The sequence below is a fragment of the Pseudomonas sp. H1_F01 genome, assembly GCF_054681425.1.
On the sequence record NZ_CP162823.1, the window covers coordinates 2823468 to 2849536 of the forward strand.

General features: G+C 62.2%; 25 protein-coding genes. 6 read left to right on the forward strand and 19 right to left on the reverse strand.

Annotation, left to right across the window (positions count from 1 at the left end; all coding sequences use genetic code 11):
• Positions 1 to 5: 5 nt before the first annotated feature.
• Positions 6 to 1106, reverse strand: coding sequence for a DNA alkylation repair protein (locus AB4O09_RS13130; protein ID WP_028237635.1), 1101 nt, complete (start codon positions 1104 to 1106; stop codon positions 6 to 8).
• 166 nt (positions 1107 to 1272) lie between these two features.
• On the opposite strand from AB4O09_RS13130, the gene AB4O09_RS13135 reads away from it, so the two are divergent.
• The gene (locus tag AB4O09_RS13135; protein ID WP_003202950.1) at positions 1273 to 1581 is read left to right on the forward strand and encodes an RcnB family protein; all 309 of its coding nucleotides are present in this window, start codon (positions 1273 to 1275) and stop codon (positions 1579 to 1581) included.
• A gap of 1 nt (position 1582) precedes the next feature.
• Here the strand turns inward: AB4O09_RS13135 and AB4O09_RS13140 are convergent, their stop codons facing one another.
• Both AB4O09_RS13140 and AB4O09_RS13145 read right to left on the reverse strand, forming a co-directional pair.
• Positions 1583 to 1906, reverse strand: coding sequence for a protealysin inhibitor emfourin (locus AB4O09_RS13140; RefSeq protein WP_003202948.1), 324 nt, complete (start codon positions 1904 to 1906; stop codon positions 1583 to 1585).
• A complete protein-coding gene (locus tag AB4O09_RS13145) occupies positions 1906 to 2967 on the reverse strand; it encodes a M4 family metallopeptidase (protein ID WP_003202946.1) in 1062 nt (353 codons plus the stop codon). The genes AB4O09_RS13140 and AB4O09_RS13145 overlap by 1 nt, the downstream gene beginning before the upstream one ends.
• 146 nt (positions 2968 to 3113) lie before the next feature.
• On the opposite strand from AB4O09_RS13145, the gene AB4O09_RS13150 reads away from it, so the two are divergent.
• On the forward strand, positions 3114 to 3455 hold the full coding sequence (locus tag AB4O09_RS13150) for an FKBP-type peptidyl-prolyl cis-trans isomerase (RefSeq protein ID WP_003202944.1): 342 nt from the start codon (positions 3114 to 3116) through the stop codon (positions 3453 to 3455).
• Positions 3456 to 3468: 13 nt separating this feature from the next.
• Here AB4O09_RS13150 and AB4O09_RS13155 read toward each other — a convergent pair whose 3' ends face one another.
• Entirely contained in the window at positions 3469 to 4605 is a 1137-nt protein-coding gene (locus AB4O09_RS13155) for a cytochrome P450 (protein ID WP_363808497.1), read from the reverse strand.
• An 82-nt stretch (positions 4606 to 4687) separates the two neighbouring features.
• Between AB4O09_RS13155 and AB4O09_RS13160 the strand changes: the two genes are divergently transcribed.
• Positions 4688 to 5443 carry an ArsR/SmtB family transcription factor gene (locus AB4O09_RS13160; protein ID WP_013693605.1) on the forward strand — a complete coding sequence of 252 codons (756 nt, stop codon included), beginning with the start codon at positions 4688 to 4690 and terminating at the stop codon, positions 5441 to 5443.
• Positions 5444 to 5519: 76 nt separating this feature from the next.
• Here AB4O09_RS13160 and AB4O09_RS13165 read toward each other — a convergent pair whose 3' ends face one another.
• Complete coding sequence (locus AB4O09_RS13165) at positions 5520 to 6314, reverse strand: AraC family transcriptional regulator (RefSeq protein WP_003202939.1); 795 nt, start codon at positions 6312 to 6314, stop codon at positions 5520 to 5522.
• Positions 6315 to 6423: 109 nt separating this feature from the next.
• Here AB4O09_RS13165 and AB4O09_RS13170 point away from each other — a divergent pair, with 109 nt between their 5' ends.
• Positions 6424 to 7353, forward strand: coding sequence for a DMT family transporter (locus AB4O09_RS13170; RefSeq protein WP_003202937.1), 930 nt, complete (start codon positions 6424 to 6426; stop codon positions 7351 to 7353).
• 94 nt (positions 7354 to 7447) lie between these two features.
• Here AB4O09_RS13170 and AB4O09_RS13175 read toward each other — a convergent pair whose 3' ends face one another.
• The 5 genes from AB4O09_RS13175 to AB4O09_RS13195 all read right to left on the reverse strand — a co-directional run bounded on the left by AB4O09_RS13175 (position 7448) and on the right by AB4O09_RS13195 (position 13710).
• Positions 7448 to 8467: a branched-chain amino acid aminotransferase gene (locus tag AB4O09_RS13175; protein WP_003202935.1), complete on the reverse strand. Its 1020-nt coding sequence runs from the start codon at positions 8465 to 8467 to the stop codon at positions 7448 to 7450.
• A 274-nt stretch (positions 8468 to 8741) separates the two neighbouring features.
• Positions 8742 to 10124 carry a dihydrolipoyl dehydrogenase gene (lpdA, locus tag AB4O09_RS13180; protein WP_460108310.1) on the reverse strand — a complete coding sequence of 461 codons (1383 nt, stop codon included), beginning with the start codon at positions 10122 to 10124 and terminating at the stop codon, positions 8742 to 8744.
• Positions 10125 to 10142: 18 nt separating this feature from the next.
• The gene (locus AB4O09_RS13185) at positions 10143 to 11414 is read right to left on the reverse strand and encodes a dihydrolipoamide acetyltransferase family protein (RefSeq protein ID WP_060613939.1); all 1272 of its coding nucleotides are present in this window, start codon (positions 11412 to 11414) and stop codon (positions 10143 to 10145) included.
• Positions 11415 to 12473 (reverse strand): alpha-ketoacid dehydrogenase subunit beta, encoded by a 1059-nt coding sequence (locus tag AB4O09_RS13190; protein WP_013693602.1) that lies wholly within the window; start codon positions 12471 to 12473, stop codon positions 11415 to 11417.
• Between the two features lies 1 nt (position 12474).
• Positions 12475 to 13710 carry a 3-methyl-2-oxobutanoate dehydrogenase (2-methylpropanoyl-transferring) subunit alpha gene (locus AB4O09_RS13195; RefSeq protein WP_003202930.1) on the reverse strand — a complete coding sequence of 412 codons (1236 nt, stop codon included), beginning with the start codon at positions 13708 to 13710 and terminating at the stop codon, positions 12475 to 12477.
• 192 nt (positions 13711 to 13902) lie between these two features.
• On the opposite strand from AB4O09_RS13195, the gene bkdR reads away from it, so the two are divergent.
• Positions 13903 to 14391 carry a Bkd operon transcriptional regulator BkdR gene (gene bkdR, locus AB4O09_RS13200; RefSeq protein WP_003202929.1) on the forward strand — a complete coding sequence of 163 codons (489 nt, stop codon included), beginning with the start codon at positions 13903 to 13905 and terminating at the stop codon, positions 14389 to 14391.
• 239 nt (positions 14392 to 14630) lie between these two features.
• Here bkdR and AB4O09_RS13205 read toward each other — a convergent pair whose 3' ends face one another.
• The 7 genes from AB4O09_RS13205 to AB4O09_RS13235 form a co-directional block, all read right to left on the reverse strand.
• Positions 14631 to 15500 (reverse strand): aldose 1-epimerase, encoded by an 870-nt coding sequence (locus AB4O09_RS13205; protein ID WP_460108314.1) that lies wholly within the window; start codon positions 15498 to 15500, stop codon positions 14631 to 14633.
• A gap of 211 nt (positions 15501 to 15711) precedes the next feature.
• Positions 15712 to 16992, reverse strand: a complete 1281-nt coding sequence (locus AB4O09_RS13210) for a TRAP transporter large permease (RefSeq protein ID WP_003202926.1) — start codon at positions 16990 to 16992, stop codon at positions 15712 to 15714.
• Positions 16992 to 17519 (reverse strand): TRAP transporter small permease, encoded by a 528-nt coding sequence (locus tag AB4O09_RS13215; protein ID WP_223471873.1) that lies wholly within the window; start codon positions 17517 to 17519, stop codon positions 16992 to 16994. The genes AB4O09_RS13210 and AB4O09_RS13215 overlap by 1 nt, the downstream gene beginning before the upstream one ends.
• Positions 17520 to 17595: 76 nt before the next feature.
• A complete protein-coding gene (locus tag AB4O09_RS13220; RefSeq protein ID WP_003202921.1) occupies positions 17596 to 18564 on the reverse strand; it encodes a TRAP transporter substrate-binding protein in 969 nt (322 codons plus the stop codon).
• A 58-nt stretch (positions 18565 to 18622) separates the two neighbouring features.
• Complete coding sequence (locus AB4O09_RS13225; RefSeq protein ID WP_460108318.1) at positions 18623 to 19528, reverse strand: SMP-30/gluconolactonase/LRE family protein; 906 nt, start codon at positions 19526 to 19528, stop codon at positions 18623 to 18625.
• Positions 19529 to 19570: 42 nt separating this feature from the next.
• Complete coding sequence (locus tag AB4O09_RS13230) at positions 19571 to 20392, reverse strand: NAD-dependent epimerase/dehydratase family protein (RefSeq protein WP_003202917.1); 822 nt, start codon at positions 20390 to 20392, stop codon at positions 19571 to 19573.
• 174 nt (positions 20393 to 20566) lie between these two features.
• A complete protein-coding gene (locus AB4O09_RS13235; protein WP_375538867.1) occupies positions 20567 to 21754 on the reverse strand; it encodes an OprD family porin in 1188 nt (395 codons plus the stop codon).
• A 756-nt stretch (positions 21755 to 22510) separates the two neighbouring features.
• On the opposite strand from AB4O09_RS13235, the gene AB4O09_RS13240 reads away from it, so the two are divergent.
• Positions 22511 to 23131 (forward strand): TetR/AcrR family transcriptional regulator, encoded by a 621-nt coding sequence (locus AB4O09_RS13240; protein WP_003202912.1) that lies wholly within the window; start codon positions 22511 to 22513, stop codon positions 23129 to 23131.
• 143 nt (positions 23132 to 23274) lie between these two features.
• Here the strand turns inward: AB4O09_RS13240 and preA are convergent, their stop codons facing one another.
• Entirely contained in the window at positions 23275 to 24549 is a 1275-nt protein-coding gene (preA, locus tag AB4O09_RS13245; RefSeq protein ID WP_003202911.1) for an NAD-dependent dihydropyrimidine dehydrogenase subunit PreA, read from the reverse strand.
• Positions 24550 to 25917 (reverse strand): NAD(P)-dependent oxidoreductase, encoded by a 1368-nt coding sequence (locus AB4O09_RS13250; protein WP_003202910.1) that lies wholly within the window; start codon positions 25915 to 25917, stop codon positions 24550 to 24552.
• Positions 25918 to 26069 lie beyond the last annotated feature (152 nt).

Below are 26069 nucleotides of genomic sequence, written 5' to 3' on the forward strand. Positions count from 1 at the left end.
CCACTTCAAGGCACGATATCGAACGCCGTGCTGCCCAGCCGTTCGCCGTTGACCAGCAGGTGCACGGCATGCCGGCCCGCGTAATGTTTGCGGGTGGTCAGCTCGCGAATGTGCTGGGAGCGGCTGAGATTGACGCAACCCTGGGCGGGCAGGTCGAAGGTCTTGAGCTTGAAGACTTTGGCCGAGGTGCCGCCCGAGGCTTTCACGTAGTCGACCGCGTAGTCGATCACCAGGCGTTGGCTCTGCTCAAGGGTTGATTGCACCGTGAAGGACAGCGTGACCTGTTCCCCCAGGCGAATCACCGCAGGCGTCACCTGCAAATCCAGCACTTGGACCTGTGCCTTGCCGCCGACCCCGATGACGCCCAACGCCCTGGGGTTGCCTTGTTTGATCAGGCTGCGCAGCGCATGCCGGGCGATCCACGCCGTGTGGCGGTTCTGCAGGGGCCAACCTTCGATCTGGTCCAGCACCCAGTCGGGATGTTGCTTGGTGACGTCGTTGAGGTGGTTGGCCACGGATTTGCGCACATAAAGGCTATCGTCGGCCTTGAGCGTGTCGAGGATCGCCGCGGCGAGGTCAGGGTTGGCCTGGATCGGCTCCAGGTGAAACGACCACGGCAAGCGCGGCCGGCTGCCTTCGCTGGCCAGGCGGCGTACGTGCTCGTTGGCGTCCAGCGACCAGTCGTGCATGACCTTGAGGGTGCGTTCCAGGTCGTCGCGCAGGAAGTGCCGCACGGCGAACTCCGACGAGCCGAACCGGGTGAAATACTTGAGCGCGTCCAACGACACGTCGAAGCGATGCCGGCCATAAGACGCCACGTAGTGTGGCAGGAACATGCTGACGAACATGCTGTTCAGGCGCGGGGCCAGGGCGCGCAGCACCTCCAGCGACGCTTCATAACCGAGGGGCAGCACCGCATGCAGGCACTCACTGACTCGGGCCATGCGTTGCATCACCGATAACTCGGCCAGCCCGTCGTTGGCCATGTGCAAAAACGCCGGGGCATCGAACGCTGGATAAACCGCGCGCATTTCGTCAGCGATGTGCTCCAGGCGGGCGCTGTTGAAGATTTCCTTGAGGGCAGGGGAAGAGGCGTTGGTGCTCATGATGGGTCCGTCCGGCGGGTGTTGGGCCAAGACTTGCCACTATGCCATGCCAGGCACATCCCGTGGCGAGGGAGCAAGCAGGGGGTACAGTTTCCAGAAATTAAGGAATGATTCGCCGCCCGCGAAGTCCCAGATTCAGTCCCTCGAATAACTGGAGTTTTTTTCTATGCGCAAACCATCCCTGATCGCCAGCCTGGTCCTGATCGCCGGCCTCGGAGCCCTTGGGCCTGTTGCGCAAGCGGTCGAGAAAACCGCAGACGCCCTGGAGCATTCGCCGAGCAATGGCCGCAGGCTGGTGGAGAACGACCGGGTGCCGGCGGACTATCAGCGCGCAGACAGGGCCATGAAAGATTGGAAACAGAAGAAACTCGAGCAACCGACAAACGAGCAGCAATGGGTGCAGATCGACGACAAGTACTTGCTGATCGAAACCGTGTCCGGCGCAATCGTCAAGATCGTGCCAGCCACGCGTTAGGTCAGAGCACTTCGCCTTTGTCCCACAGGTGAACCAGCTCGCCGGGTGCCTGGTCCTCAGGCACCTGCAGCACCATCTCGTCGTCCTGGTCGTTGGCGCGATAGTGCACCTCGATCTGGAAAAAACGCTGGTCGCCGCGCCCGGGCGTGGAGGAGGTCAGTGGCAGGCAGCCCTCCAGGACCGAACTGATGCGTGTGCGCTGGTCGAGGTCGCACTGGGCGAATTCGATTTCCCGTGGTCGGGTCAGCGCATGGATGGCGGCCACGCCGCCCTGGCGCGACAGCCGTATCACCGCCTTGTCGTCTAGGTCTGGAAGGGTTTTCATCAGCTCTCCTGTGTCAGGTCGACGCCGACCTGGGCCCAGCCGTTCTGCACCGCTTGCACTTCCCGCGTGCCGAAGCGCTGGCGGGCGTGCTCGACGGTCAGGCGGGCGAAGTCGCTGAAGGACGCGTCATTGGCCAATCTTCGGTCGCACAAGGTTTCATACCAGATCCGGCCGGCCTTTTCCCAGGCAAATCCGCCCAGCGTGGTCGCCACCAGATAAAAGGCCCGGTTGGGGATGCCGGAGTTGATGTGCACGCCGCCGTTGTCTTCACGGGTAATGACGAATTCGCGCATGTGCGCCGGTTGCGGGTCCTTGCCCAGCAACGGGTCATCGTAGGCGCTGCCGGGGTTGGACATGCTGCGCAGGCCGTTGCCGTTGATCTTGTCGGTGAGCAGGTCGGCGCCGATCAGCCAGTCGGCCTGGTCGGCGGTCTGTTCAAGTACGAACTGCTTGACCAGCACACCGAACACATCGGAGATGGACTCGTTCAGCGCACCGGATTGGTTGGCGTAGACCAAGCCTGCCTCGCTTTCGGTGACGCCATGGGCCAGCTCGTGGGCCACCACATCCAGGGAGCGAGTGAAGCGCTGGAAGATTTCGCCATCGCCGTCGCCGAACACCATCTGCGCGCCGTTCCAGAAGGCGTTTTCATAACCCTGGCCATAATGCACGCTGCCCACCAGGGCGAAGCCTTTGTTGTCGATGGAGTCGCGCCCCAGGACCTTCCAGAAAAAATCGTAGGTGGCGCCGAGGGCATCGTAGGCTTCGTCCACGGCTGGGTCGCCACTGGCCCGCTGGCCTTCCAGGCGGACCGGCTGGCCGGGCAGTTCCATGGTGTTCTGGGCGTCATGCACGCTGCGTTGCGGCTGTCCGGCCTTGCCGGGCTTGGGCAGCTTCGCGGCGGCGGGAAGGTTGCCGGGCGGGCCGGGGTTGTGCCGCAGGCTGCGCACGTGGGTCAAGGTGCCGAGGGCGCTGGAGCGTTGCTGTTCGGAGCCGTGGGCGATGATGCGATTGAGGATGTACGGCGGAATGAAGCCGTGGAGCGGGCGAGAGTCGATCATCAGAAAATCCTTATCTGAAAAGCAGGGTCGATACCCATGTGAACCGAAGAGACCGTCGCGGTTCCCTGGCGCATGGCATACAACGTTTGCCATGCGCGCGGATTTCTGCGAAAACCCCGCGCCTGGATCACACGAGGGATACCGCCATGAATGAAGAGCTGCAAATCATCGACCTGGAACAGGGCGACGGCAAAAGCGTAGTCAAAGGTGCGCTGATCACCACCCAATACCGCGGCACCCTTGAAGACGGCACCGAATTCGATTCGTCCTACAGTCGCGGCAAACCCTTCCAATGCGTGATCGGCACCGGTCGCGTCATCAAGGGCTGGGATCTGGGCCTGATGGGCATGCAAGTCGGTGGCAAGCGCAAGTTGTGGGTGCCGGCCCACCTGGCCTACGGTGAGCGGTCCATGGGTGCCCACATCAAGCCCAACGCCAACCTGATCTTTGAAATCGAGTTGCTGGAAGTCCTGACTCGGGACGATTGATGGGCTGAGCGAGTCATGGCCTGTCGGTACGTGACCGCTCGCAGAACAGCGGGATGCGGCCGTTGACGGAGGGGCGGTAGCACCAGGTCAACTGATCCAATGGCGGTTCGCGCTCCAGAATTGCCGCCAGCGTGGCGCAAGCGATGTCCATGGCCAGGGTTTGGCCCGGGCATTCATGGCGGCCGCTGCCGAAGCTGAAACTGCGGCGGTTCGGGCGGTCGAGCAGCAGGGTGTCTGGTCGGGGGTTGAGCTGCGGGTCGCGGTTGGCTGAGGCCAGCAGCACCAGGACCACCTCTCCAGGGTTCAGCGCAGTGCCGAGGATTTTGCAGGGTGCGGCGATGAAGCGGCGAGTGTTTTGCACCGGCGGGTCGAAGCGCTGGATCTCGGCCAGCAATGAGCCGATCTGTGTGGGGGCCTCCCGCAGCGTCCGGCGCAGCGCTGGATCGCCGATCAGCGCCAGCAACGCGTTGCCGATCAGGCCAGCGGTGGCTTCATAGGTTTGCGAGAGCAGACCGATCAGGTTGGCGATTTTACTGTTTGGATCAGCGCCTTCGAAGCCTTGGCCAATGCCCAGCAACAAAGGGTTGTCCTGCGCCTCGATCCGCGCCTGGAATAAGCCGGTCAGTTGCTCGCTGGCCTGGTGCGCCGCGTCCAGGTGTGGTGCTTGGCTCAAGGGCGACAGGCCGGCGACGAAATCCCCGGTCAATTCGCTGACCCGCTGACAGTCCGTCGGGTTGAAACCCAGCAACGCCGCGACCACGCTGGCCGGCCCGATGAACTGGGCCTGGTGCAGGCCTTCGGCGCCCTCTCGGAGAAAGCGCGCCCTGACCAGTGCCTCGACCTGCCGGGGATTGATGTCCTGCAACCGCGGCGCAATCGCCGCCCTTGGGCAATGCTGCCGCTCCCCTTCGTTCATGCGCATCAGGTGCCCGAACACCCGTCCGGTCGGCCCTTCGGCGATGGCCTTTGGCACCGGCTCGTGGGCTGGGCGCACATGGCAATCGGGATGGTGCAGCACCGCGCACACGGCCTCGGCGCTGCTGGCGATCCACAGGTTCAGCCCGGGATCGAACGCCAGCCCGCCGGCAGCGCGCAGGGCGGCGTAAAAAGGGTAAGGGTCGGAATGCGTCGCGGCGGTGATCGGGTCCATGAAGCGCTGCCTTGTTCGTGATGGAGAAAGTGTTGCTACTATCTCCAGTCGATGCATGGCTTGATTCGTCGGGGAGCGAAATATGAACGCAGAGCACCATGACCTGGGCGTGTCCCAAGTGGCCGCGGCCATTGCCGAACCGGCGCGCACCCGGATGCTGTGCGCGTTGATGGACGGCCATGCCCGCACCAGCACCGAATTGGCGAGTATCGCCGAGGTCAGCGCCTCGACCGCCAGCGCCCATCTGGCAAAACTCAAGCAAATGGCCCTGGTGCGCCTGCATGTCCAGGGCCGTCATCGTTATTACAGCCTGGCCGATCCGCGCGTCGCCCAGGCTCTCGAGGCGCTGATGGTGATCGGCCAGAGCGCCGCACCGACCTTCACCCCGCGCACACCGGATCGCCTGCAATTTGCCCGCACCTGTTACGACCACATGGCCGGCACCCTTGCGGTGCGCCTGCATGATCGGATGATCGAGGCTGGATGGCTGATAGAGGTGGAAGGTGATGGCTATCGGCTGAGTGAGTCCGGCGAGGCGGTGTTCGAGGGCTTGGGCATCGATGTCCAGCACCTTGCCACGCAACGCCGCCGATTCGCCTGTCCGTGCCTGGACTGGAGCATGCGCCGTCCGCACCTGGGCGGTGCCTTGGGGGCGGCGTTGCTGCAAGTGGCGATCAAGCGCAAGTGGGTGATCCAGGACCTGGACAGCCGGGCGCTGGGGGTGACGGCCATTGGTCGCCGGGAGATGGCGGGGCGGTTTGGGGTCAGTGCCGAAATCGATGTCAAACCCACCGCCGTCATCGCGAGCAAGCTCGCTCCCACAGTGAGCCTGCGGTGAACACAATACTCATGAACACCCAAGCCCCCCTGTGGGAGCGAGCTTGCTCGCTATAGCAGTTTCAGCACCACCCGCGTCATCCAGCCATATGCCGGCGCCGATACTCATCCGGCGTGGTGCCCATCATCTTGCGGAACATGCTGATGAACGCCGAGGCGCTGCTGTAGCCCAGGTCCAGGCCGATGGTTTCCACGCTCTGACCACGTTCGAGCAGGGCCAGGGCTTCGATGACTCTGAGACGCTGGCGCCATTCCACCAATGACATGCCCAGGTCCCGCTGGGCCCGGCGCATCAGCGTGCGCTCGGTGGTGTTGGCGGCGCGGGCCAGTTGCGGCAAGGAGCGCGGGTCGCTGGGGTTCGCTTCCAAGGCACGCAGCACGGGGCCCAGCAGTGGATCATCCGAGGAGGGCAGGTAGCTGCCGACATGGGGTGCCTGCGCCAGCTTGTCCACCAATACCTGCAGCAAGCGCTGCTGCTCGGGCGTCTGCGGTTGGCTCGGTGGATCGCTGCGCAGCTCTTCCAGCAGGGCGCGGATCAGCGGGCTCAAGGTCAGCGCACAGGGTACGGCCGGCAACGCGTCGCACAGTTCGGCGGCGAGGTACAACGAACAATGGCAGGCCTCATGGCGATTGAAGCCAACGTGTTCCATGTCCGGTGGCAGCCAGATGCCGTACTGCGGTGGCGCCAGGTAGTGGTGCTGGGCGATCTCGATTTCCATCACGCCACTGTAGGAGTAGACGAACTCACCCCAGGCATGCCGGTGCCGGGGGTAAGTGGCATGGGCCGGCATGCAGGCGCTGCGAAAGAAAATCGACGAGGGCAGGGCGGCTTCGAACGGAGGAATCTTCAGATGTTGGGCTGGAGGCTGCATATCGACCGCAATGGCGGATTACCGGGATGGCTTGTCGGGTAATCACTATATCCAGCAAAGGTGTCAGGCAGACAATCCTTTCATCTCTTTCTGCCCAAGGACCGTTCCCATGACCACCCGCCGCGCCCTGGATGGCCAGGTCTGCGCCCTGATGACCGGCCTCTGTGCCATTTGGGGTTTCCAGCAAGTCGCGATCAAGGCCGGCGCCGCCGACATGGCGCCGATGCTGCAACTGGGCGTGCGCTCGGCCATCGCTGCGGCACTGGTCTGGTTGTTGGTGCTGGTGCGCGGTGAACGCCTGTCCCTGGCCGATGGCAGTTGGCGCCCGGGCCTGCTGGTGGGGTTGTTGTTTGCCTTGGAGTTCGTGATGGTGGGCGAAGGCCTGCGGCATACGACGGCTTCGCATATGGTGATTTTCCTCTATACCGCACCGATGTTCGCCGCCCTCGGCTTGCACTGGAAACTGCCGAGCGAACGCCTCAAGCCGGCGCAATGGCTGGGCATCGCCGTTGCCTTCGGCGGGATCGTGGTGGCTTTCAGCGGGGGCTCGGGCGCAGCGAACGGCAGCTCGTTGCTCGGTGACGGCATGGGCTTGCTGGCCGGTGCGCTGTGGGGCGCAACCACGGTGACGGTACGCTGTTCGCGTTTAACGAATCTGCCGGCCAGCCAGACGCTGCTTTACCAACTGGTTGGCGCCGGGGTGTTGTTGATTGGACTGTCGATAGCGCTAGGGCAAACGACGATCAACCCCACGCCGCAACTCATCGCCAGCATGGCGTTCCAGGTGTTGCTGGTGTCCTTCGCCAGCTTCCTGATCTGGTTCTCCCTGCTGCGCCACTACCTCGCTTCGCAACTGGGGGTGCTGTCGTTCATGACGCCGCTGTTTGGCATCGGTTTTGGCGTCTGGTTGCTGGATGAGCCGCTGGAGCCGAACTTCATCGTTGGCGCGGTTCTGGTGCTGGGCGGGATCTTGCTGGTCAGCGGTTACGGATGGTTTCGCCAGCGTTGGGGGCGATGGCCGGTTTTGCGTCGAGGGTAACTGAGCGAAGGAATAAAAAAGCCCACCCCTGCTGAAGCCGGGGTGGGCTTTTTATTGAGGCCAAAAAGCCTTCAGGTGCCCGCAAAGGCTTGGATCAAACCTTGACGATCCAACCCGCTGGCGCTTCCACGTCGCCGGTCTGCACGCCGGTCAGCTCTTTGTAGAGCTTCTGGGTGATCGGGCCGACTTCGGTTTCGCTGTGGAACACGTGCAGCTTGTCCTTGTAGCTGATGCCGCCAATCGGGGTGATCACCGCAGCGGTACCGCAGGCGCCGGCTTCCTTGAAGTCCGACAGCTTGTCGATGAACACGTCACCTTCGATAACTTCCAGGCCCAGGCGCGATTTGGCCAGTTCGATCAGCGACAGGCGAGTGATGCCCGGCAGGACCGAAGGGGATTTCGGGGTGACGAATTTGTTGTCGTGGGTGATGCCGAAGAAGTTGGCCGAGCCGACTTCCTCGATTTTCGAGTGGGTCATCGGGTCCAGGTAGATGCAGTCGGCGAAACTGGCCTTCTTGGCCTGGGAGCCGGGCATCAGGCTGGCGGCGTAGTTGCCACCGACCTTGGCCGCGCCGGTGCCTTGTGGGGCGGCGCGGTCGAAGCTGGAGATCAGGAAGTTGTGCGGGGTCAGGCCGCCCTTGAAATAGGCGCCGACCGGGATGCAGAAAATCGAGAAGATGAACTCGGGTGCGGTGCGCACGCCGATGTTGTCACCCACGCCGATCACGAACGGGCGCAGGTACAGCGCGCCGCCGGTGCCGTAAGGCGGGATGAAGCGCTCGTTGGCGCGGACCACTTGCTTGCAGGCTTCGACGAACTGCTCGGTCTCGACGTGCGGCATCAGCAGGCGGGCGCAACTGCGCTGCATGCGGGCGGCGTTCTGGTCTGGGCGGAACAGGTTGATCGAACCGTCCTTGCAGCGATAGGCCTTCAGGCCTTCGAAGCACTGCTGACCATAGTGCAGGGCGGTGGAGCCCTCGCTGATGTGCAGCACGTTGTCTTCGGTCAGGGTGCCCGCGTCCCAGGCACCATCGCGCCAGTGCGACAGGTAGCGCTTGTCGGTCTTGATGTAGTCAAAGCCCAGTTTGTCCCAATTGATGCTCTCGTTACCCATGACACCCTCTATTTCTTAACAACCGTCGAAACGGTTCAAGGCTTCTGACGTTTTTTGGATGGGGACAACAATACTTCATTCCGGGGCTGTTTCGCAGCCTGTTACACGAATCCTGCAGCTGAAAACAGCCCTGCGGTCGTTGTGAGGGATTGTGGGAGCAAGGCTTGCCCGCGATACAGCCGACGCGGTCCTTGGTGAACCGAGGCGCCTGCATCGCGAGCAAGCTTTGCTCCCACAGCAAATCTTGCTCCCACAAGTTACTCACCCACAGCTGTTACAGATGCAACGCATGCCCCAGCGCCCGCAACGCCGCTTCCTGCACGGCCTCGCCCAGCGTCGGGTGGGCGTGGATGGTGCCGGCGATGTCCTCCAGGCGCGCGCCCATCTCCAGGGATTGGCCGAACGCGGTGGACAGCTCCGACACGCCGACGCCGACCGCTTGCCAGCCAACGATCAGGTGATTGTCCCGGCGGGCCACGACCCGGACGAAACCGCTTTTCGATTCCAGGGTCATGGCCCGACCGTTGGCGGCGAACGGGAAGCTCGACACAATGCAATCGAGCCCGGCCGCCTTGGCCTCGTCCGGTGTCTTGCCGACCACCACCAGTTCCGGATCGGTGAAGCACACCGCGGCGATGGCCGTTGGGTTGAATTCCCTGTGCTGGCCGGCGATCAGCTCGGCGACCATTTCACCCTGGGCCATGGCCCGGTGGGCGAGCATCGGTTCGCCGCTCAGGTCGCCGATGGCCCAGACGTTGCGCATGCTGGTCTGGCAACGGTTGTCGATTTTCAGCGCCGAACCGTTCATCGCCAAGTCCAGCGCTTCGAGGTTCCAGCCCTGGGTGTTGGGTTTGCGACCAACGGCCACCAGCACCCGGTCGGTGTCCAGGTTCAGCGTCTCGCCATCGGGATCACGCACTTGCAAGGTGCTGGCCTGGGCATCGAAACCTTCGACGCTGTGCTTGAGGTACAGCTTCACGCCCAACTGCTTGAGCGCCTCGTGCACTGGTTGGGTCAGCTCGCCGTCATAGGCTGGCAGGATCCGTTCCTGGGCCTCGACCACGCTGACCTCGGCGCCGAGCTTGCGGTAGGCAATGCCCAGCTCCAGGCCGATGTAGCCACCGCCGACCACCACCAGATGCTTGGGCACCGAGGTGGGGGCGAGGGCTTCGGTGGAGGAAATGATCGGCCCGCCCACCGGCAGCATCGGCAGATTGACGCTTTTCGAGCCGGTGGCCAGCAGCAGGTGTTCGCACTGGATGCGCGTGTCACCGACCTCGACCGTCTTGCCATCGATCACTTTGGCCCAGCCGTGAATGACCTGGACCTTGTGCTTCTTCAGCAGCGCCGCGACGCCGGTGGTCAGGCGGTCGACGATGCCGTCCTTCCATTCCACGCTCTTGCCGATGTCCAGGCTCGGCGCCGCCACCGTGATGCCCAAGGCTGAAGCCTGGCTGTGGTGCCGCGTCTGGTGGAACTGCTCGGCCACATGGATCAATGCCTTGGACGGGATACAGCCGATATTCAGGCAGGTCCCGCCCAGCGCCTGGCCTTCCACCAGGATGGTCGAGATGCCCAGTTGCCCGGCACGGATCGCCGCCACATAGCCGCCAGGACCGCCGCCGATGATCAGCAGCGTGGTGTTCAAAGTTTGCATCGCCTGCTCCATTGATGATTAGTCCACAAACAGGGTGGCGGGTTGTTCGAGCAAGCCACGCAGGGCCTGGATGAATTGCGCCGCGTCCATGCCGTCGACCACCCGATGATCGAAGGAGCTGGAGAGGTTCATCATCTTGCGGATCACGATCTGGCCCTTGATCACCACGGGCCGCTCGACGATTTTGTTCACGCCGACAATCGCCACTTCCGGCAGGTTCAGCACCGGCGTGCTGACGATGCCGCCGAGCGCACCGAGGCTGGTCAGGGTGATGGTCGAACCGGACAGCTCATCGCGGCTGGCCTTGCCCGTGCGGGCCGCCGTTGCCAGGCGGGAGATTTCCGTCGCGCTGTCCCACAGGCTACGGGCTTCGGCGTGACGCACCACCGGCACCATCAGGCCAACATCGCTCTGGGTGGCGACGCCCACATGCACCGCGCCTGAGCGGTGGATGACCTGGGCGTCATCGTCGTAGCGCGCGTTCATCTGCGGAAAGTCGCGCAGGGCCACGACCAAGGCGCGGACCAGGAACGGCAGCAAGGTCAGCTTGCCGCGACTGGCGCCGTGTTTTTCATTCAAGTGAACCCGCAGCTCTTCCAGGGCGGTGACGTCGATTTCTTCGACGTAGCTGAAATGGGCGGCGCGCTGGGTCGCTTCCTGCATGCGCTGGGCGATCTTGCGCCGCATGCCGATCACCGGGATCTGCTGCTCGTCGTGGCGCTCGGCATAACCCGAACCGCCCTTGGCCTGGGTCGACGGACCTTGGGCCAGATAGGCTTCCAGGTCCTCGTGCAGGACCCGTCCGGCGGGGCCGCTGCCCTGGACCAGGCGCAATTGAATGCCCAGGTCCAGCGCGTGTTTGCGCACGGCCGGCGACGCCAGTGGACGCTCGTCGGGGTCGCGGGCCACAGGTGCTTGCGGGGCGCAGCGTGGCGCGGTGGTTTTTTCCAGCATCGGTTCAGGTGTTGCCACGGGTGCCGGCTTCGCTGCTTGCGCAGCCGGGGCTGGCGCTGGCGTCTGTTGGGCCGATTCTTTCAGGTTACCCGCACCTTCGACTTCAATGCGGATCAATTCGCTGCCCACCGCCATGACTTCACCGGGCTCGCCACCCAGGGCGATGACCCGGCCATGCACTGGCGAGGGGATATCCACCATGGCCTTGTCGGTCATGACATCGGCCAGCACCTGATCTTCGACCACCATGTCGCCGACCTTGACGTGCCACACCGACAGTTCAACTTCCGCGATGCCTTCGCCGATGTCCGGCATCTTGATAACGTGCGTGCCCATTCAGACCTCCATGACCCGTTTCAACGCCGCGCCCACACGGGACGGCCCTGGGAAATACGCCCACTCCTGCGCGTGCGGGTAGGGGGTGTCCCAACCGGTGACACGCTCGATAGGCGCTTCCAGGTGGTGGAAGCAGTGTTCTTGCACCAACGCCACCAGTTCGGCGCCGAAACCGCAGGTGCGGGTGGCTTCGTGGACGACCACACAGCGGCCGGTTTTCTTCACCGACTTGACGATGGTTTCCAGGTCCAGCGGCCACAGGCTGCGCAGGTCGATGACTTCAGCGTCGATACCGGTTTCCTCGGCGGCGACCTGGGACACATAGACCGTGGTGCCGTAGGTGAGGATGGTCACGTCCTTGCCCGGACGGGTAATGGCGGCGACGTCCAGCGGCACCGTGTAGTAGCCGTCCGGCACTTGCGCCGAGGGGTGTTTCGACCACGGTGTTACCGGGCGGTCGTGGTGGCCGTCGAACGGGCCGTTATACAGGCGCTTGGGTTCGAGGAAGATCACCGGGTCATCGTTTTCGATGGAGGCGATCAGCAAGCCCTTGGCGTCGTAGGGGTTGGATGGCATGACGGTGCGCAGGCCGCAGACCTGGGTGAACATCGCTTCGATGCTCTGACTGTGGGTCTGGCCGCCATAGATACCGCCGCCGCAGGGCATGCGCAGGGTCATTGGCGCGGTGAACTCGCCGGCCGAGCGATAGCGCAGGCGCGCCGCTTCGGAAATGATCTGGTCCGAGGCTGGGTAGACATAGTCGGCGAACTGGATCTCGGCTACTGGGCGCAGACCGTAGGCGCCCATGCCCACCGCCACGCCGACGATGCCGCTTTCGGAAATCGGTGCGTCGAACACCCGCGAGGTGCCGTACTTGTTCTGCAGGCCTTCGGTGCAGCGGAACACGCCGCCGAAGTAACCCACGTCCTGGCCGAACACCACGACGTTGTCGTCGCGTTCGAGCATCACGTCCATGGCCGAGCGCAGGGCCTGGATCATGGTCATGGTGGTAGTGGTCATGGCGGTGTCCAACGCAATATTGTTGTTGTGATCGTTCATGTCAGATCCCCAACTGCTGACGCTGGCGCTTCAAGTGCTCCGGCATCTCTTTGTAGACGTCTTCGAACATGGTCGCGGCGCTTGGAATCTGCCCGCCGGCGAGGGTGCCGTACTGTTCGGCCTCCTTCTGCGCGGCGATCACTTCGGCTTCGAGTTCGGCGGTAACTGCCGCATGTTCCTCTTCGGACCACTGGCCGATCTTCACCATGTGCTGCTTGAGGCGCGCAATCGGATCGCCCAGCGGGAAGTGGCTCCAGTCGTCGGCGGGGCGGTACTTCGACGGATCGTCGGAGGTGGAGTGCGGGCCGGCGCGGTAGGTGACCCATTCGATCAGCGCCGGGCCGAGGTTGCGGCGGGCACGTTCGGCGGCCCAGCGCGAGGCGGCGTAGACCGCCATGAAATCGTTGCCATCCACGCGCAGGGAGGCGATGCCGCAACCGACGCCGCGTCCGGCGAAGGTCGTGGCTTCACCACCGGCAATGGCCTGGAAGGTGGAGATTGCCCACTGGTTGTTGACCACGTTGAGGATCACCGGCGCCCGGTAGACGTGAGCGAAGGTGAGGGCAGTGTGGAAGTCCGATTCGGCGGTGGCGCCGTCACCGATCCAGGCCGAGGCGATCTTGGTATCACCCTTGATCGCCGAGGCCATGCCCCAGCCCACGCCCTGGACGAATTGCGTGGCGAGGTTGCCGGAAATGGTGAAGAAACCAGCGTTCTTGACCGAGTACATGATCGGCAACTGGCGGCCCTTGAGCGGATCGCGCTCGTTGGACAGCAGTTGGCAGATCAGGTCCACCAGCGGCACTTCGCGGGCCATCAGGATGCTTTGCTGGCGGTAGGTGGGGAAGCACATGTCGTCGATGTTCAACGCCAGGGCCTGGGCGCTGCCGATGGCTTCTTCGCCAAGGCTTTGCATGTAGAACGACATCTTTTTCTGACGCTGGGCGACGACCATGCGGTTGTCGTAGATGCGAGTCTTGAGCATGGCACGCATGCCCTTGCGCAGGATCTCGACGGGAATGTCCGCGGCCCAGTCGCCCAAGGCATTGCCCTGGTCGTCGAGCACGCGAATCAGGCCACGGGCCAGGTCGGCGGTGTCGGCGGGTTCGACGTCGATGGGAGGTTTGCGCACCGTGCCGGCATCGGACAGATGCAGGTAGGAGAAGTCGGTCTGGCAGCCGGGACGGCCCGAGGGTTCGGGGACGTGCAGGCGTAGCGGTTCATACGCTGGGTTCATGGCTTTCTACGCTCGATCTTGTGAATTTCTTGTAGTGGGCGCGCTAGCTGACGAATTTCCCCGGGTACGGGAAATTGTCCTACAACAATCATAGGCTCGACGCAGAAGAATATTTTTCTCTGTTAGCTTGCTGTTCAGATCATTTGCAGATAAAAAATCTGCACAACGATAAAAAACAGGATTATTTGTCTCATGCGTAAATTGGATCGCACCGACATCGGCATTCTGAACAGCCTTCAGGAAAACGCCCGCATCACCAACGCCGATCTCGCCCGTTCGGTCAATCTGTCGCCCACGCCGTGCTTCAACCGTGTCCGGGCCATGGAGGAGCTGGGGGTGATCCGCGAGCAAGTCACGCTGCTGGACGCCGACCTGCTGGGCCTGCACGTCAACGTGTTCATCCATGTGAGTTTGGAGAAACAGGTGGAAGAGGCGCTGCAGCACTTTGAAGAGGCGATCTCCGACCGACCGGAGGTGATGGAGTGCTACCTGATGGCCGGCGACCCGGATTACCTGATCCGCGTGCTGGTGCCGACCATCCAGTCGCTGGAGCGGTTCATGATGGACTTCCTGACCAAGGTCCCGGGCGTGGCGAACATCCGCTCCAGCTTTGCCCTCAAGCAGGTGCGCTACAAGACCGCGCTGCCGTTGCCGGCCAATGGGTTGACCCTGGGCACCTGACCCCCTGTGGGAGCGAGCCTGTTCGCGAAGGCGGCGGCACTTCAACATTGATGCCAGCAGACCCACCGCTATCGCGAGCAAGCTCGCTCCCACAATGGGACCTGCGTTTGGCTGCGGATTCATTGGCAACCCAAAACCCTGTGGGAGCAAAGCTTGCTCGCGATGCAGGCGCCTCGGTTTCCCAGGAGACCGCCTTCACTTCATCGCGGGCAAGCCTTGCTCCCACAGGGAAGTGGGCCTTAGAGCATCCGACACTGCATCGAAAACCCCAGCGCCACCGACTGCCCTTGCTCCAGCAAACGCAACCCCGGTCGCCCCGGCAGGTGATGGGCGTTGACCGGATGACTGACCGGTTCGATGCAGAAGAAGTCCAGGCCCACGGGGCAGTACAGCAGGAAATAGTCGCTGCCACTGGCGCGGCACTCCAGCTCATAACCCAAGTCCGGTTGCTGGATCAGACAGTGCCCGTCCCAACCGCCGAAGCCGTTGTCGACCAGCGTGTCTGGCAGTAACCGGGCGTGCTGGAAATCCCACTCTGCGGGGATGTCCCTCAGTTCCGTTGGCAGTTTCGATGCGTCGCACAGCCAGACTTCGCTGGCGCGGGTTTGCAGGCGAGTACTGGCGGTGCGCGGAAAATACGGATGCAACCCCAGCCCGTGCCAGGCGGCCTGTTCGGCCATGTGGGTGACGTGCATGGCGATCTGCAACTGACCGCCGCTCAAGCGAATCCGCAGGCTGGCGCAATAGGCGAACGGGTATTGGCTGTCGAGTTGCAGCAACACGTCCTGGGCACTTTGCTCTATCACTTGCCACGGTTGTTGCCAGGCACTGCCATGGATCGGAAACGGATCGTTGGGGCTATTGGCCTCCAGGGCCAGCCAGCCGCCGGGGCAGTCGAAACCGCCGTTGGCGATCCGGTTCGACCAGGGGATCAACGGGAAGCCGCCGAGCTTGCCGGGCAAACGGTTTTCCAGCGCTTGCGGAGCGGGAGGGCGTAACAGCTGCGCGCCGCTGCTGCGCAACGTCCAGTCGACGAGGCTGGCGCCCAGGTGAGGGGCGAGGGTGAGGCGGGTGAGTTCGTCTTCGAGATGGAGAAGGGGCAGCGTCATGTTGGCCTTGTTCTGCAAGGTTGAAAAAACTGATGTGGGAAAAGCCGGATTCTTGTGTGCGAACCCTGATGTGGCGAGGGGATATAGAGAAACGTCGCACCGCACTGTGGGAGCAAAGCTTGCTCGCGATGCAGGCTCCTCGGTTTCCTTGGAGACTGCATCATCTTCATCGCGGGCAAGCCTTGCTCCCACAAGGGGATTTTGTCGTTTGTTACAACACCAGGTGCGGCAACCACAGGGAAATGGCGGGAACATAAGTCACGAGCAGCAGCACCACGAACAGCATGGCGTAGAACGGCAGCAGCGCCTTGACGGTGCTTTCGATGCTGACCTTGCCGATGGCGGAACCGACGAACAACACCGCGCCCACTGGTGGCGTGATCAGCCCGATACCCAGGTTCACCAGCATGATCATGCCGAACTGCACCGGGTCCACGCCGATGCCCACGATCACCGGCATCAGGATCGGTGTCAGGATCAGGATCAATGGCGCCATGTCCATCACGGTGCCCAACAGCAGCAGCATCACGTTGATGCACATCAGGATCACGTAGCGGTTGTCCGACAGTGTCAGGAACGCGGTGGTGATCTTCGCCGGGATCTCCATCAGCGTCATGATGTAGCCGAAGCTGGCGGCGAAGCCGATCAGGATCATCACGATGGAGATGGTGCGTACCGTACGGTGCATCAGTTTCGGCAACTCGCTCCACTTGTAGTCGCGATAGATGCACATGGTCACGAAGAATGCCCACACCACGGCGATGGCGGCCGATTCGGTGGCGGTGAAAACACCCGAGAGAATGCCGCCAAGGATGATGAACAGGGTCATCATGCCCCACATGGCTTCCTTGCAGATCTTCAACGCTTGCTTGAGGGGAATTACTTCGCCCTTGGGGTAATTGCGTTTTTTCGCGAAGACCAGGCACAGCGCCATCAGGCACAGGTTCATCATGATGCCGGGGACGATGCCGGCCATGAACAACGAACCGATGGAGACGGTGCCGCCAGCGGCGAGGGAGTACAACACCGCGTTGTGGCTGGGCGGTGTCAGCAACGCTTGCACCGAACCACTGACGGTGACGGCGGTGGCGTAATCACGCGGATAGCCGCGGCGTTCCATTTCCGGGATCAACACCGAACCGACCGAGGCGGTGTCGGCCACCGAGGAGCCGGAGATCGCGCCAAAAAAACTCGAGGCCACCAGGTTGACCAATGACAGGCCACCACGCACGAACCCCACCAGCACACTGGCGAATGCCACCAGTCGGCGGGACATGCCGCCTTCGGCCATGATCGCACCGGCCAGCACGAAGAACGGAATGGCCAGCAACGAGAATTTGTTCACCCCGCCTGTTACCTGGATCATCATGGCCTGGAACGGAATATCGATCCACCACGCCCCGATCAGGGCGGCGGCGCCCAACGCGTAGGCGACCGGCATGCCGATCAGGATCAACAGTAAAAAACTGCCCAGCAGAATCAGAGCGTCCATTAAACGGCACCTTCGCTTTCTTCGATCAGGTCGAACTGCACGACCCGACGTTGGCTTTGATCACCCAGGAAGAGTTTTTCCAGGACAAAAATCAAGGTCAGGAAACCTCCGACCGGAATCGGCATGTAGGTGATGCCGACGCGCAGGGTAGGGATGGCGCTCATGAATTGATTCCAAGTGGTCATGCACAGCTTGGTGCCCCAAATGGTCATGAAGATGCAGACCGCCGCCATCAATAGCTGGGTGAAAATCGACGCCGCGGTTTGCCAGTGCGGGTGCAGGCGGCTAGTGACCATATCCACGGCCATGTGCGAGCCGGAGCGATAGCTGGCGGCGGCACCGATGAAGGTAAACACGATCATCAGCAAGATGGCGGTGGGCTCTGGCCAGCTTGAGCCGGTACCGAGTACATAGCGGGCGAACACCCCCCACGGAATCATCAGGGCAACTGCCAGGACAGATAGGCCGGCTACCCAGATGCACGTCATGTAAATCGTGTCGTTGATACGCAGCAGCAAATTCTTCATCGGGTTCCACCGTAACCGGGCGCACCTTTTAACCGCAGGCGCGCCCAGCCTTTTCATGAGTACGGATTGAGAGGGCTTACTGAACGGCTTCGATACGCTTGATCAGGTCGGCATACGGCGCGCCGTATTTGGCCCGGATCGGTGCGGTGGCGTCGTAGAAAGGTTTCTTGTCCACGGTGATGAACTCGACGCCGGCGGCCTTGAGTTTTTCTTCACTGGCGGTGGACTTCTTGTCCCACAGCACGCGCTCTTCAGCCTGGGCGGCCTTGGCGGCTTTCTTCACCATGTCCTGCTGCTCCGGGGTGAGTTTGTTCCAGGTGATTTTCGACATCACGATCGGCTCAGGCAGGATCAGGTGACCGGTCAGGCTGTAGTACTTGGCGTTCTGGTAGTGGTTGTGCTCGAGCATGGTCGGTGGGTTGTTTTCCGCGCCGTCGATCACGCCGGTCTGCAAGGCGCTGAAGATCTCGCCGGTGTCCATCGCGATACCATTGCCGCCCATGGCGTTGATGGTCTCAATGAACATAGGGTTGCCCTGTACGCGAATCTTCATGCCCTTCATGTCTTCGAGCTTGCGCACCGGTTTCTTGGTGTAGAGGTTGCGCGTGCCGCCGTCCATCCAGGCCAGGGCCACCAGGCCGAATTCGGAATTGGTGATCCGATCGAGGATCGCATCGCCGACTTCACCATCGATGACAGCGCGCATGTGGGCCTGGTCGCGGAAAATGAATGGCATGTTGAAGACGTTCACGTCCGGCACGACGGGGCCGACGATACCCAGGCTGACCCGGGACATCTGGATCGCGCCGGCTTGCATCTGCTCGATGACTTCTTTTTCAGAACCCAGTACACCGCCTGGGAAATACTTGAACTTCAGCTCGCCGTTACTCTCCTTTTCCAAGGTTTTACCCATGGATTCCTCGGCGACTACAGTTGGGTAGCCCTTGGGGTGGATGTCGGCGATCTTGATATCGAGGGCATGGGCCGCCTGGGCCAGAAAGGCCAAGGGGAGGGCTGCGATCAGAAGCGTACGTTTGAAATTCATGGTCAATCTCCAGTCTTGTTGTTTTTTTATGGCTCATCCAGTGAATCGGTGAAGCAGATCAGTTCGCGGAGTACTCCCGTCCTCCGAAAGCAGGTTCAGCCAGGCCCTTGACGCCGGGGTTGAGGGCGAACACGCCACCGGCCAGGGACTGCGGGTCGTTGTCGTCACCGGGGCGGATCGAGGTGACGAAGAGGGTGTCGAGGCGACTGCCGCCAAAGGCGCACATGGTCGGTTTTTTCACCGGCACTTGCAGCGAACAGTCGAGACGTCCGTCCGGGGTGAAACGGTGAATCAGCCCGGCATCATTGGCGCAGATCCAATAGCAACCGTCGGCATCCACCGCGGCGCCATCCGGGCGACCGGGCAACGGCATCATGTCGACGAGCAGCCGCCGGTTGGACGGCGTGCCGCTGTCGATGTCGTAGTCGAAAGCCCAGATCTGCTGCACCAGCGGGTGTGAATCGGAGAGGTACATCGTGCGTCCGTCCGGGCTGAAGCCCAGGCCGTTGGGCACGATGAAACCGCTCAGTTGCGCCTCGACCGGGCTGCGCTGGCCTGCCTCGAAGCGATACATCCGGCCCGCGTCCGCGTTGGCGCCCATGTTCAGCACCATGCTGCCGGCCCAGAAGCGGCCCTGGCGGTCGCAACGGCCATCGTTGAGGCGCATGTCGGTACGGCTGTGCTCGACGCTTGCGCACAGTTCGCTGTCCAGGCTGCCGTCATCATTTGGGTGCAGGCGAAAGAAACCGCTTTCCATGCCCGCTACCCAACCACCGTCCTGGTGACGGGCGAGGCAGGCGAGCATTTCAGGGGCTTCCCAGCCCTGGATTTTTCCGCTGCTGGCATTCCAGCGTTGCAGGCCACCGCTGGGAATGTCCACCCAATACAGGGCATTTTCCTCGGGGACCCAAACCGGGCTTTCCCCGACGGCGTTGCGTGCATCGACAATCAATTCGGCTTGCATGGTGATTCCTTTGTGCGTGCGTATCCCATGAAAAACAGCGAATCAGTCGTCGAATGGGCCGGCCGCCACAAAGGCGCCGCCCTGATAAACCATGGCCGGATCATCGGCGGCCGGCATCGGCTGCGCTTCGACCTTGGCGCGGAAAATTTCCGAGGTGTCCTTGGGCTGGTAACCCAGGTGTGCGGCCTGGCTGTTGTCCCACCAGACGTCGCGGTTGGCGGACACGCCGTAGACCACGGTGTGGCCGACTTTCGGGGTGTAGAGCGAGCATTCGATCAGTTGAGTGAGGTCGTCGAAGCTCAGCCAGGTGCTCATCATCCGGCGGTTCTGCGGTTCGGCGAACGACGAGCCAATGCGGATGCTGACCGTCTCGATGCCGTAGCGATCGAAGTAGAAACTGGCGACGTCTTCGCCGTAGGACTTGGACAGGCCGTAGTAACCATCCGGGCGGCGAGGGGAGAGGGCGTCGAGGGTCTGGTCTTGTTTGTAGAAACCGATGACGTGGTTGGAGCTGGCGAAGATCACCCGCTTGACGCCGTGTTTGCGGGCAGCTTCATAAATGTGGAAAACGCCGCTGATGTTGGCGCCGAGGATTTCTTCGAACGGACGCTCCACCGAAACACCGCCGAAGTGCAGGATGGCGTCGACGCCTTCGACCAGTTGATGTACGGCCTGCTTGTCCGACAGGTCGCAGGGCACCACTTCTTCGCTTTCGTCGATTGCCGGGGCCATGTTGGCGATGTCCGACAGGCGAATGTGGCGGGCGAAAGGCTTGAGGCGCTCGCGCAAAACTTTGCCAAGGCCGCCGGCGGCACCGGTCAATAGGAGGCGATTGAGGGGGTGGCGAATCTGTGTCGTGGTCATGGCATTACCTGAGCAAACTATGAGAGGTACAGTTGTTATAAGTTGTCGTACGACCGAGAGGGAATATCCTTATCCTTCCGTTACCTTGTCAACGTTTGATCGACGAACCGCTCTGGATCGGCGTCCCTGCCGCAGGTTGCCATGGGATGCGCTCATGGCAAATGGATCCTGGTATTACAGAAGCGAGAATGGATAGTTGATGAAAATGCGGTTCTCGTCGAATTCGTTGGTGCTGTAGTCCCGACGAATCGATGCGTTACGCCATTTCACGTTGAGGCTCTTCAGCGCGCCGCTTTGCACGGTGTAGGCCAGTTCGGTTTCACGGCCCCATTCCTTGCCGTCATCAACGGTGGCGGTGTGCACGTTGTCACCGCTGATGTAGCGGTTCATCAGGGTCAGGCCCGGCACGCCGACAGCGGCGAAGTTGAAGTCGTGGCGCACTTGCCAGGATTTTTCCTTGGCGTTGTCGTAGCTGGAGTTGTAGCTGTCGTTGGCCAGGGTGCCGCCGCTGGTGCCGTTGACGCGCATCCAGGCATCATCGCCGCCGACTTTCTGCAGGCCGACGTAGAAAGTGTTGCCGCCGTATTTGGCCGAGAGCATGGCAAACGCGGTTTTGTTGTCCAGGTCGCCAGCCAGGGCGCTGCCGTCTTCCTTGCCGATGAAGTAGCCGAGGTTGGCACCCAGGGTCCAATCGCCGATAGGCTGGCTGTGGGTCAGGTTGAAATATTGTTGCTGGTAGATGTCGGACAGTTCCGAGTACCAGACGCCGACCTGGGTGCGTTTTTCGTTGAAGGCGTATTCACCGCCGCCGAAGTTGAAACGGTCGGAGGTGAACGCACCGCGGCCGTTCATCGACATGTCTTCCATGCTCGCGTCGTTGCGCGGGCTGTTGGCGCGGAACTGGCCGCCGTAGAGAGTCAGGCCGTTGATTTCGGTGGAGGTCACTTGGCCGCCACGGAAGGTTTGCGGCAGGGAACGGCCATCGTCGGAACGCAGGATCGGCAGTACCGGCATCCACTCACCGACTTTCAGTTCGGTCTTCGACACCTTGGCCTTGAGGGCGACACCCAGGCGACCGAAGTCATCGGCGGGGCGCCCGTCATCATGCACCGGCAGCAGTTGCGTACCGGCCGTGCCACGACCGCCGTCGAGCTTGACCGAGTACAGGCCCAGCACGTCCACGCCGAAACCGACCACGCCCTGGGTGAAGCCGGACTTGGCGTCGAGGATGAAACTCTGGGTCCATTCCTCGGCTTTGCCTTGGGCATTGTTCGGGTTGGTGAAGTTGCGGTTGAAGTAAGCGTTGCGCAGGTTCAGCGTGGCCTTGGCATCATCGACGAAGCCTTCGGCGCTGGCGGTCATGGGCAGAAACGCCGCAAGGCTGCTGCAACCGAGCAGTATCAGGGCGGGGCTGGTGTTGAGAAGGGTACGGCGGTTTGGACGGTTGTCGGGCGAAAAACGGACACGTGTGCTCACTATGACGCTCCCTACTTTTTGTTGTTTTTATTTGTCATACGTCGTCGTACAACGTGCTGGGGATTATTTGGAAGCGGCTGCTCGTTGTCAACTGGCCATTATCGGAATTATCCAACTCGGGAGTGCTTCAAAATGAGGCACTTCAATGGTCGTCACCGATCGAGGTCAAGATCGCAGGCCGTGGCGTCGGGCGAATCCGTGGCTTGAGAATAGCGATGAGGGCGATTGGTTGTGCGATGACTGGTCTAAGACATTAGTCGAATGATCCCCCGATCAGAAGGCTTGTGATCGTTCCCACGCTCTGCGTGGTAATGCATCCCGTGACGCTCTGCGTCACCTTCCAGAAGCGGAACGCGGAGCGTCCCTGGCGGCGTTCCCACGCGGAGCGTGAGGAACGATCTTCCACCGCCGCCGCAGCCTGATCGTTCCCACGCTCTGCGTGGTAATGCATCCCGTGACGCTCTGCGTCACCTTCCAGAAGCGGAACGCGGAGCGTCCCTGGCGGCATTCCCACGCAGGAGCGTGGGAACGATCAATCAAGATCAAAAGATCGCAGGCTTCGCCAGCTCCCACAGGGATCCCCAGTGTTTTCAGAAGTGGGTGAATGCTAGTCTTGGTCAACGCTGTTGCCAGGGAGCCCTCATGGGCAATCACAAGATCGAGATTCGTCGCAGTAACGTCGAGAAAATCCTGTTGGCCGCCGAGAAGGTCTTTGCCGAGAAAGGCTTCGGCAGCACCGCCATGGCCGACATCGCCGCCGAAGTGCAATTGCCTCGTTCCAACCTGCATTACTACTTCAGCACCAAGAGCGAACTGTACAGCGCCGTGCTGTTCGATCTGCTGGAGGTCTGGAAGCAGGACGCCTTGTGCTTCGAAATGTTCGACGACCCACGGGTGGTGCTCAGCAGCTACATCCGCGCCAAGATGAACCACTCCCGCAGCCGGCCCTACGGCTCGAAGGTCTGGGCCAACGAAATCATCCACGGCGCCCCGACGCTGGGCCAGGCGCTGGACGCCAGCCTCTATGACTGGGCGAAGATGAAGGAAGCGAAAATCCGCCAGTGGGTGGAGGATAAACGCATCCTCCCGGTGGAGCCTTCAAGCCTGCTCTACATGATCTGGGCCTCGACCCAGCATTACGCCGACTTCGACCACCAGATCAACATCCTCAACGACCACCAGCCGCTGTCGGACATGCAGTTCGAGCGGGCGGTGCAGACGGTGACCAGTGTGATTTTGCGGGGGATTGGGTTGGAGCCTTGAGATTTGTGGTGGGGCTGATGGCCTCATCGCGAGCAAGCTCGCTCCCACATTGGATTTGTGGTGAACATAAATTTTGTGTTCACAACCGGTCCCCTGTGGGAGCGAGCTTGCTCGCGATGGCGCCAGTCCAGGCACCCTAACCCTCAGACAGTGACATGATAGGGATTACGCGGATCATGGTTCCAATCCAGGAACGGCTTGCCGGTATCCACCGTCACCATCTCGATGCAGTCCTGCACCGGGCAGGTGATCTGGCACAGGTTGCAGCCCACGCACTCTTCATCGATCACTTCATATTTATGCGTGCCGTCAGCCTGCTTGAGGCTGGCGATGGCCTGGTGTGAGGTGTCCTCGCAGGCGATGTGGCAGCGCCCGCATCCGATGCAGGCCTGCTGATCGATCTTGGCGATGACCTGATAGTTGATGTCCAGGTACTTCCAGTCGGTGGTGTTGCCCACCGCGCGACCGGAGAACGCTTGCAGGTTGGCGTGGCCCTGACTGTCCATCCAGCGCGACAGGCCGTCCTTCATCTCTTCGACGATGCGGAAACCATGCAGCATCGCCGCCGTGCAGACCTGCACCGCACCGCTGCCCAGGGCGATGAATTCGGCGGCGTCGCGCCAACTGCCGATGCCACCGATGCCGCAGATCGGCAGGCCTTGAGTCTGCGGGTCACGGGCGATTTCGGCGACCATGTTCAGCGCGATCGGCTTGACCGCCGAGCCGCAATAACCGCCATGGGTGCTCTGGCTGCCGACGCTGGGCAGGGCGACCATGCGGTCCAGATCGACGCTGGTGATGGAGTTGATGGTGTTGATCAACGACACCGCATCCGCCCCACCGCGATGGGCTGCCCGGGCGGCTACGCGGATGTCGGTGATGTTCGGCGTGAGCTTGACGATCACTGGCAGCGAACAATAAGTCTTGCACCAGCGGGTCACCTGCTCGACGTACTCCGGCACCTGGCCGACCGCCGCGCCCATGCCGCGTTCCGGCATGCCGTGGGGGCAGCCGAAGTTCAGCTCGATGCCGTCGGCGCCGGTGGCCTCCACCAAGGGCAGGATGCGTTTCCAGGATTCTTCGACGCAGGGCACCATCAGCGACACGATCAACGCCCGGTCCGGCCAGTCCTTTTTCACCTGGGTGATTTCCCGCAGGTTGATCTCCAGCGAACGGTCGGTGATCAGCTCGATGTTATTGATGCCCAGCACTTCGCGATTGGCACCGTAGTGGGCCGAGTAACGCGAGGACACGTTCACCGCCGCCGGATCCTCTCCGAGGGTTTTCCAGACCACGCCACCCCAGCCGGCCTCGAAGGCACGGACCACGTTGTAGGCCTTGTCGGTGGGCGGCGCGGAGGCCAGCCAGAACGGGTTGGGCGCTTTGATGCCGGCGAAGACAATCGACAGATCGGCCATTTACGCAGCCTCCACATTGAGCATCAGTTGAGCGTTGATCGCCTCGGCGGCGAGCTTGCCGTGCTGCACGGCCTGCACAGTGAGGTCCTGGTCCAGGCTGGTGCAGTCGCCGCCGGCATAGACGCCGGGAATGCTGGTGCGCAGGTTTTCGTCCACCAAAATCCGCCCGTCCTGGCGCTTGAGTTCCCGGGCCAGCGGATCCACCAGCGCGTTGTCGTCGAAGGCTTGGCCGATGGCTTTGAAAATGGCGTCGGCGGGCAGGTCGAAGGTGTCGGTGCCAATGACCAGCCGACCGTTCTCCAGATGCGTGCGAGAGAAGCGCATGCCGCACACATGCCCGGCGGCATCGAGCAACACCTGTTGCGGTTGGGCCCAGGTCAGCAGGCGCACCTGATTGGCCTTGGCGATGTCCTGCTCGTGCAAGGTGGCCCCCATGTCTTCAAGGCCGCGACGGTAGACCAGATTGACGTCCCGGGCGCCGAGGCGAGCCATTTGCACGGCCATGTCGATGGCGGTGTTGCCGGCGCCGAGGACGATGCAACGGTCGGCCAGGGGCAACTGGCTGAGGTCATCGGCCTGGCGCAGTTCGCGGATGTACTCGGTGGCGGCCAGCAGCCCTGGCGCTTGTTCGTCACTCAGGCCCAGTTGTTTGCTGGCGGCCAGGCCGAGGCCGAGGAACACTGCGTCGAACTGCTGGTGCAGGTCGCTCAGGCTCAGGTTCTCGCCGAGTTTCTGGCCGTGGCGGATTTCGATGCCGCCGATCTCCAACAGGAAGTCCAGTTCACGTTGGGCGTAATCGTCCACCAGTTTGTACTTGGCGATCCCGTATTCGTTGAGGCCGCCGGCTTTCTCCCGGGCTTCGAACATCACCACCTCATGGCCGTGCATTGCGCTGCGATGCGCACACGACAACCCCGCCGGCCCGGCCCCGACCACGGCGATGCGCTTGCCGGTGGCGGCGGCCCGCTGGAAGGGGTGTTCGCTGAAGTGGGCGTTGTCCACGGCATAGCGCTGCAACGAGCCGATCAGCACGGGTGCGCATTCCTGGGCGTTGTTGCGCACGCAGGCTTGCTGGCAAAGGACCTCGGTGGGACAGACCCGAGCGCAACTGCCGCCGAGGATGTTGGCCGAAAGAATCTTCTGCGCCGCGCCTTGGACGTTGTCCTGGTGGATGTTGCGAATGAACGAAGGAATGTCGATTTCGCTTGGGCAAGCATTCACACACGGCGCGTCGTAGCAGTACAGGCACCGGGAGGCTTCCAGGTGGGCCTGGCGCGCGTTGAGTGGCGGTGCCAGGTCGCTGAAGCGAGCGGCGAGGGTGGCCGGGTCTTCCTGGGAATGGGGGAGGTGACTCAAGGGCTGGATCATGGAGTGGGCCTCACGGTGTTTGAGGTGCTGCCTCTGGTGGGCAGTGGTTTTTCGGGTGCCTCGATCGTTCCCACGCTCCGCGTGGGAATGCAGCCCGGGACGCTCTGCGTCCCAAAGCGGAACGCGGAGCGTCCCCAGAGGCATTCCCACGC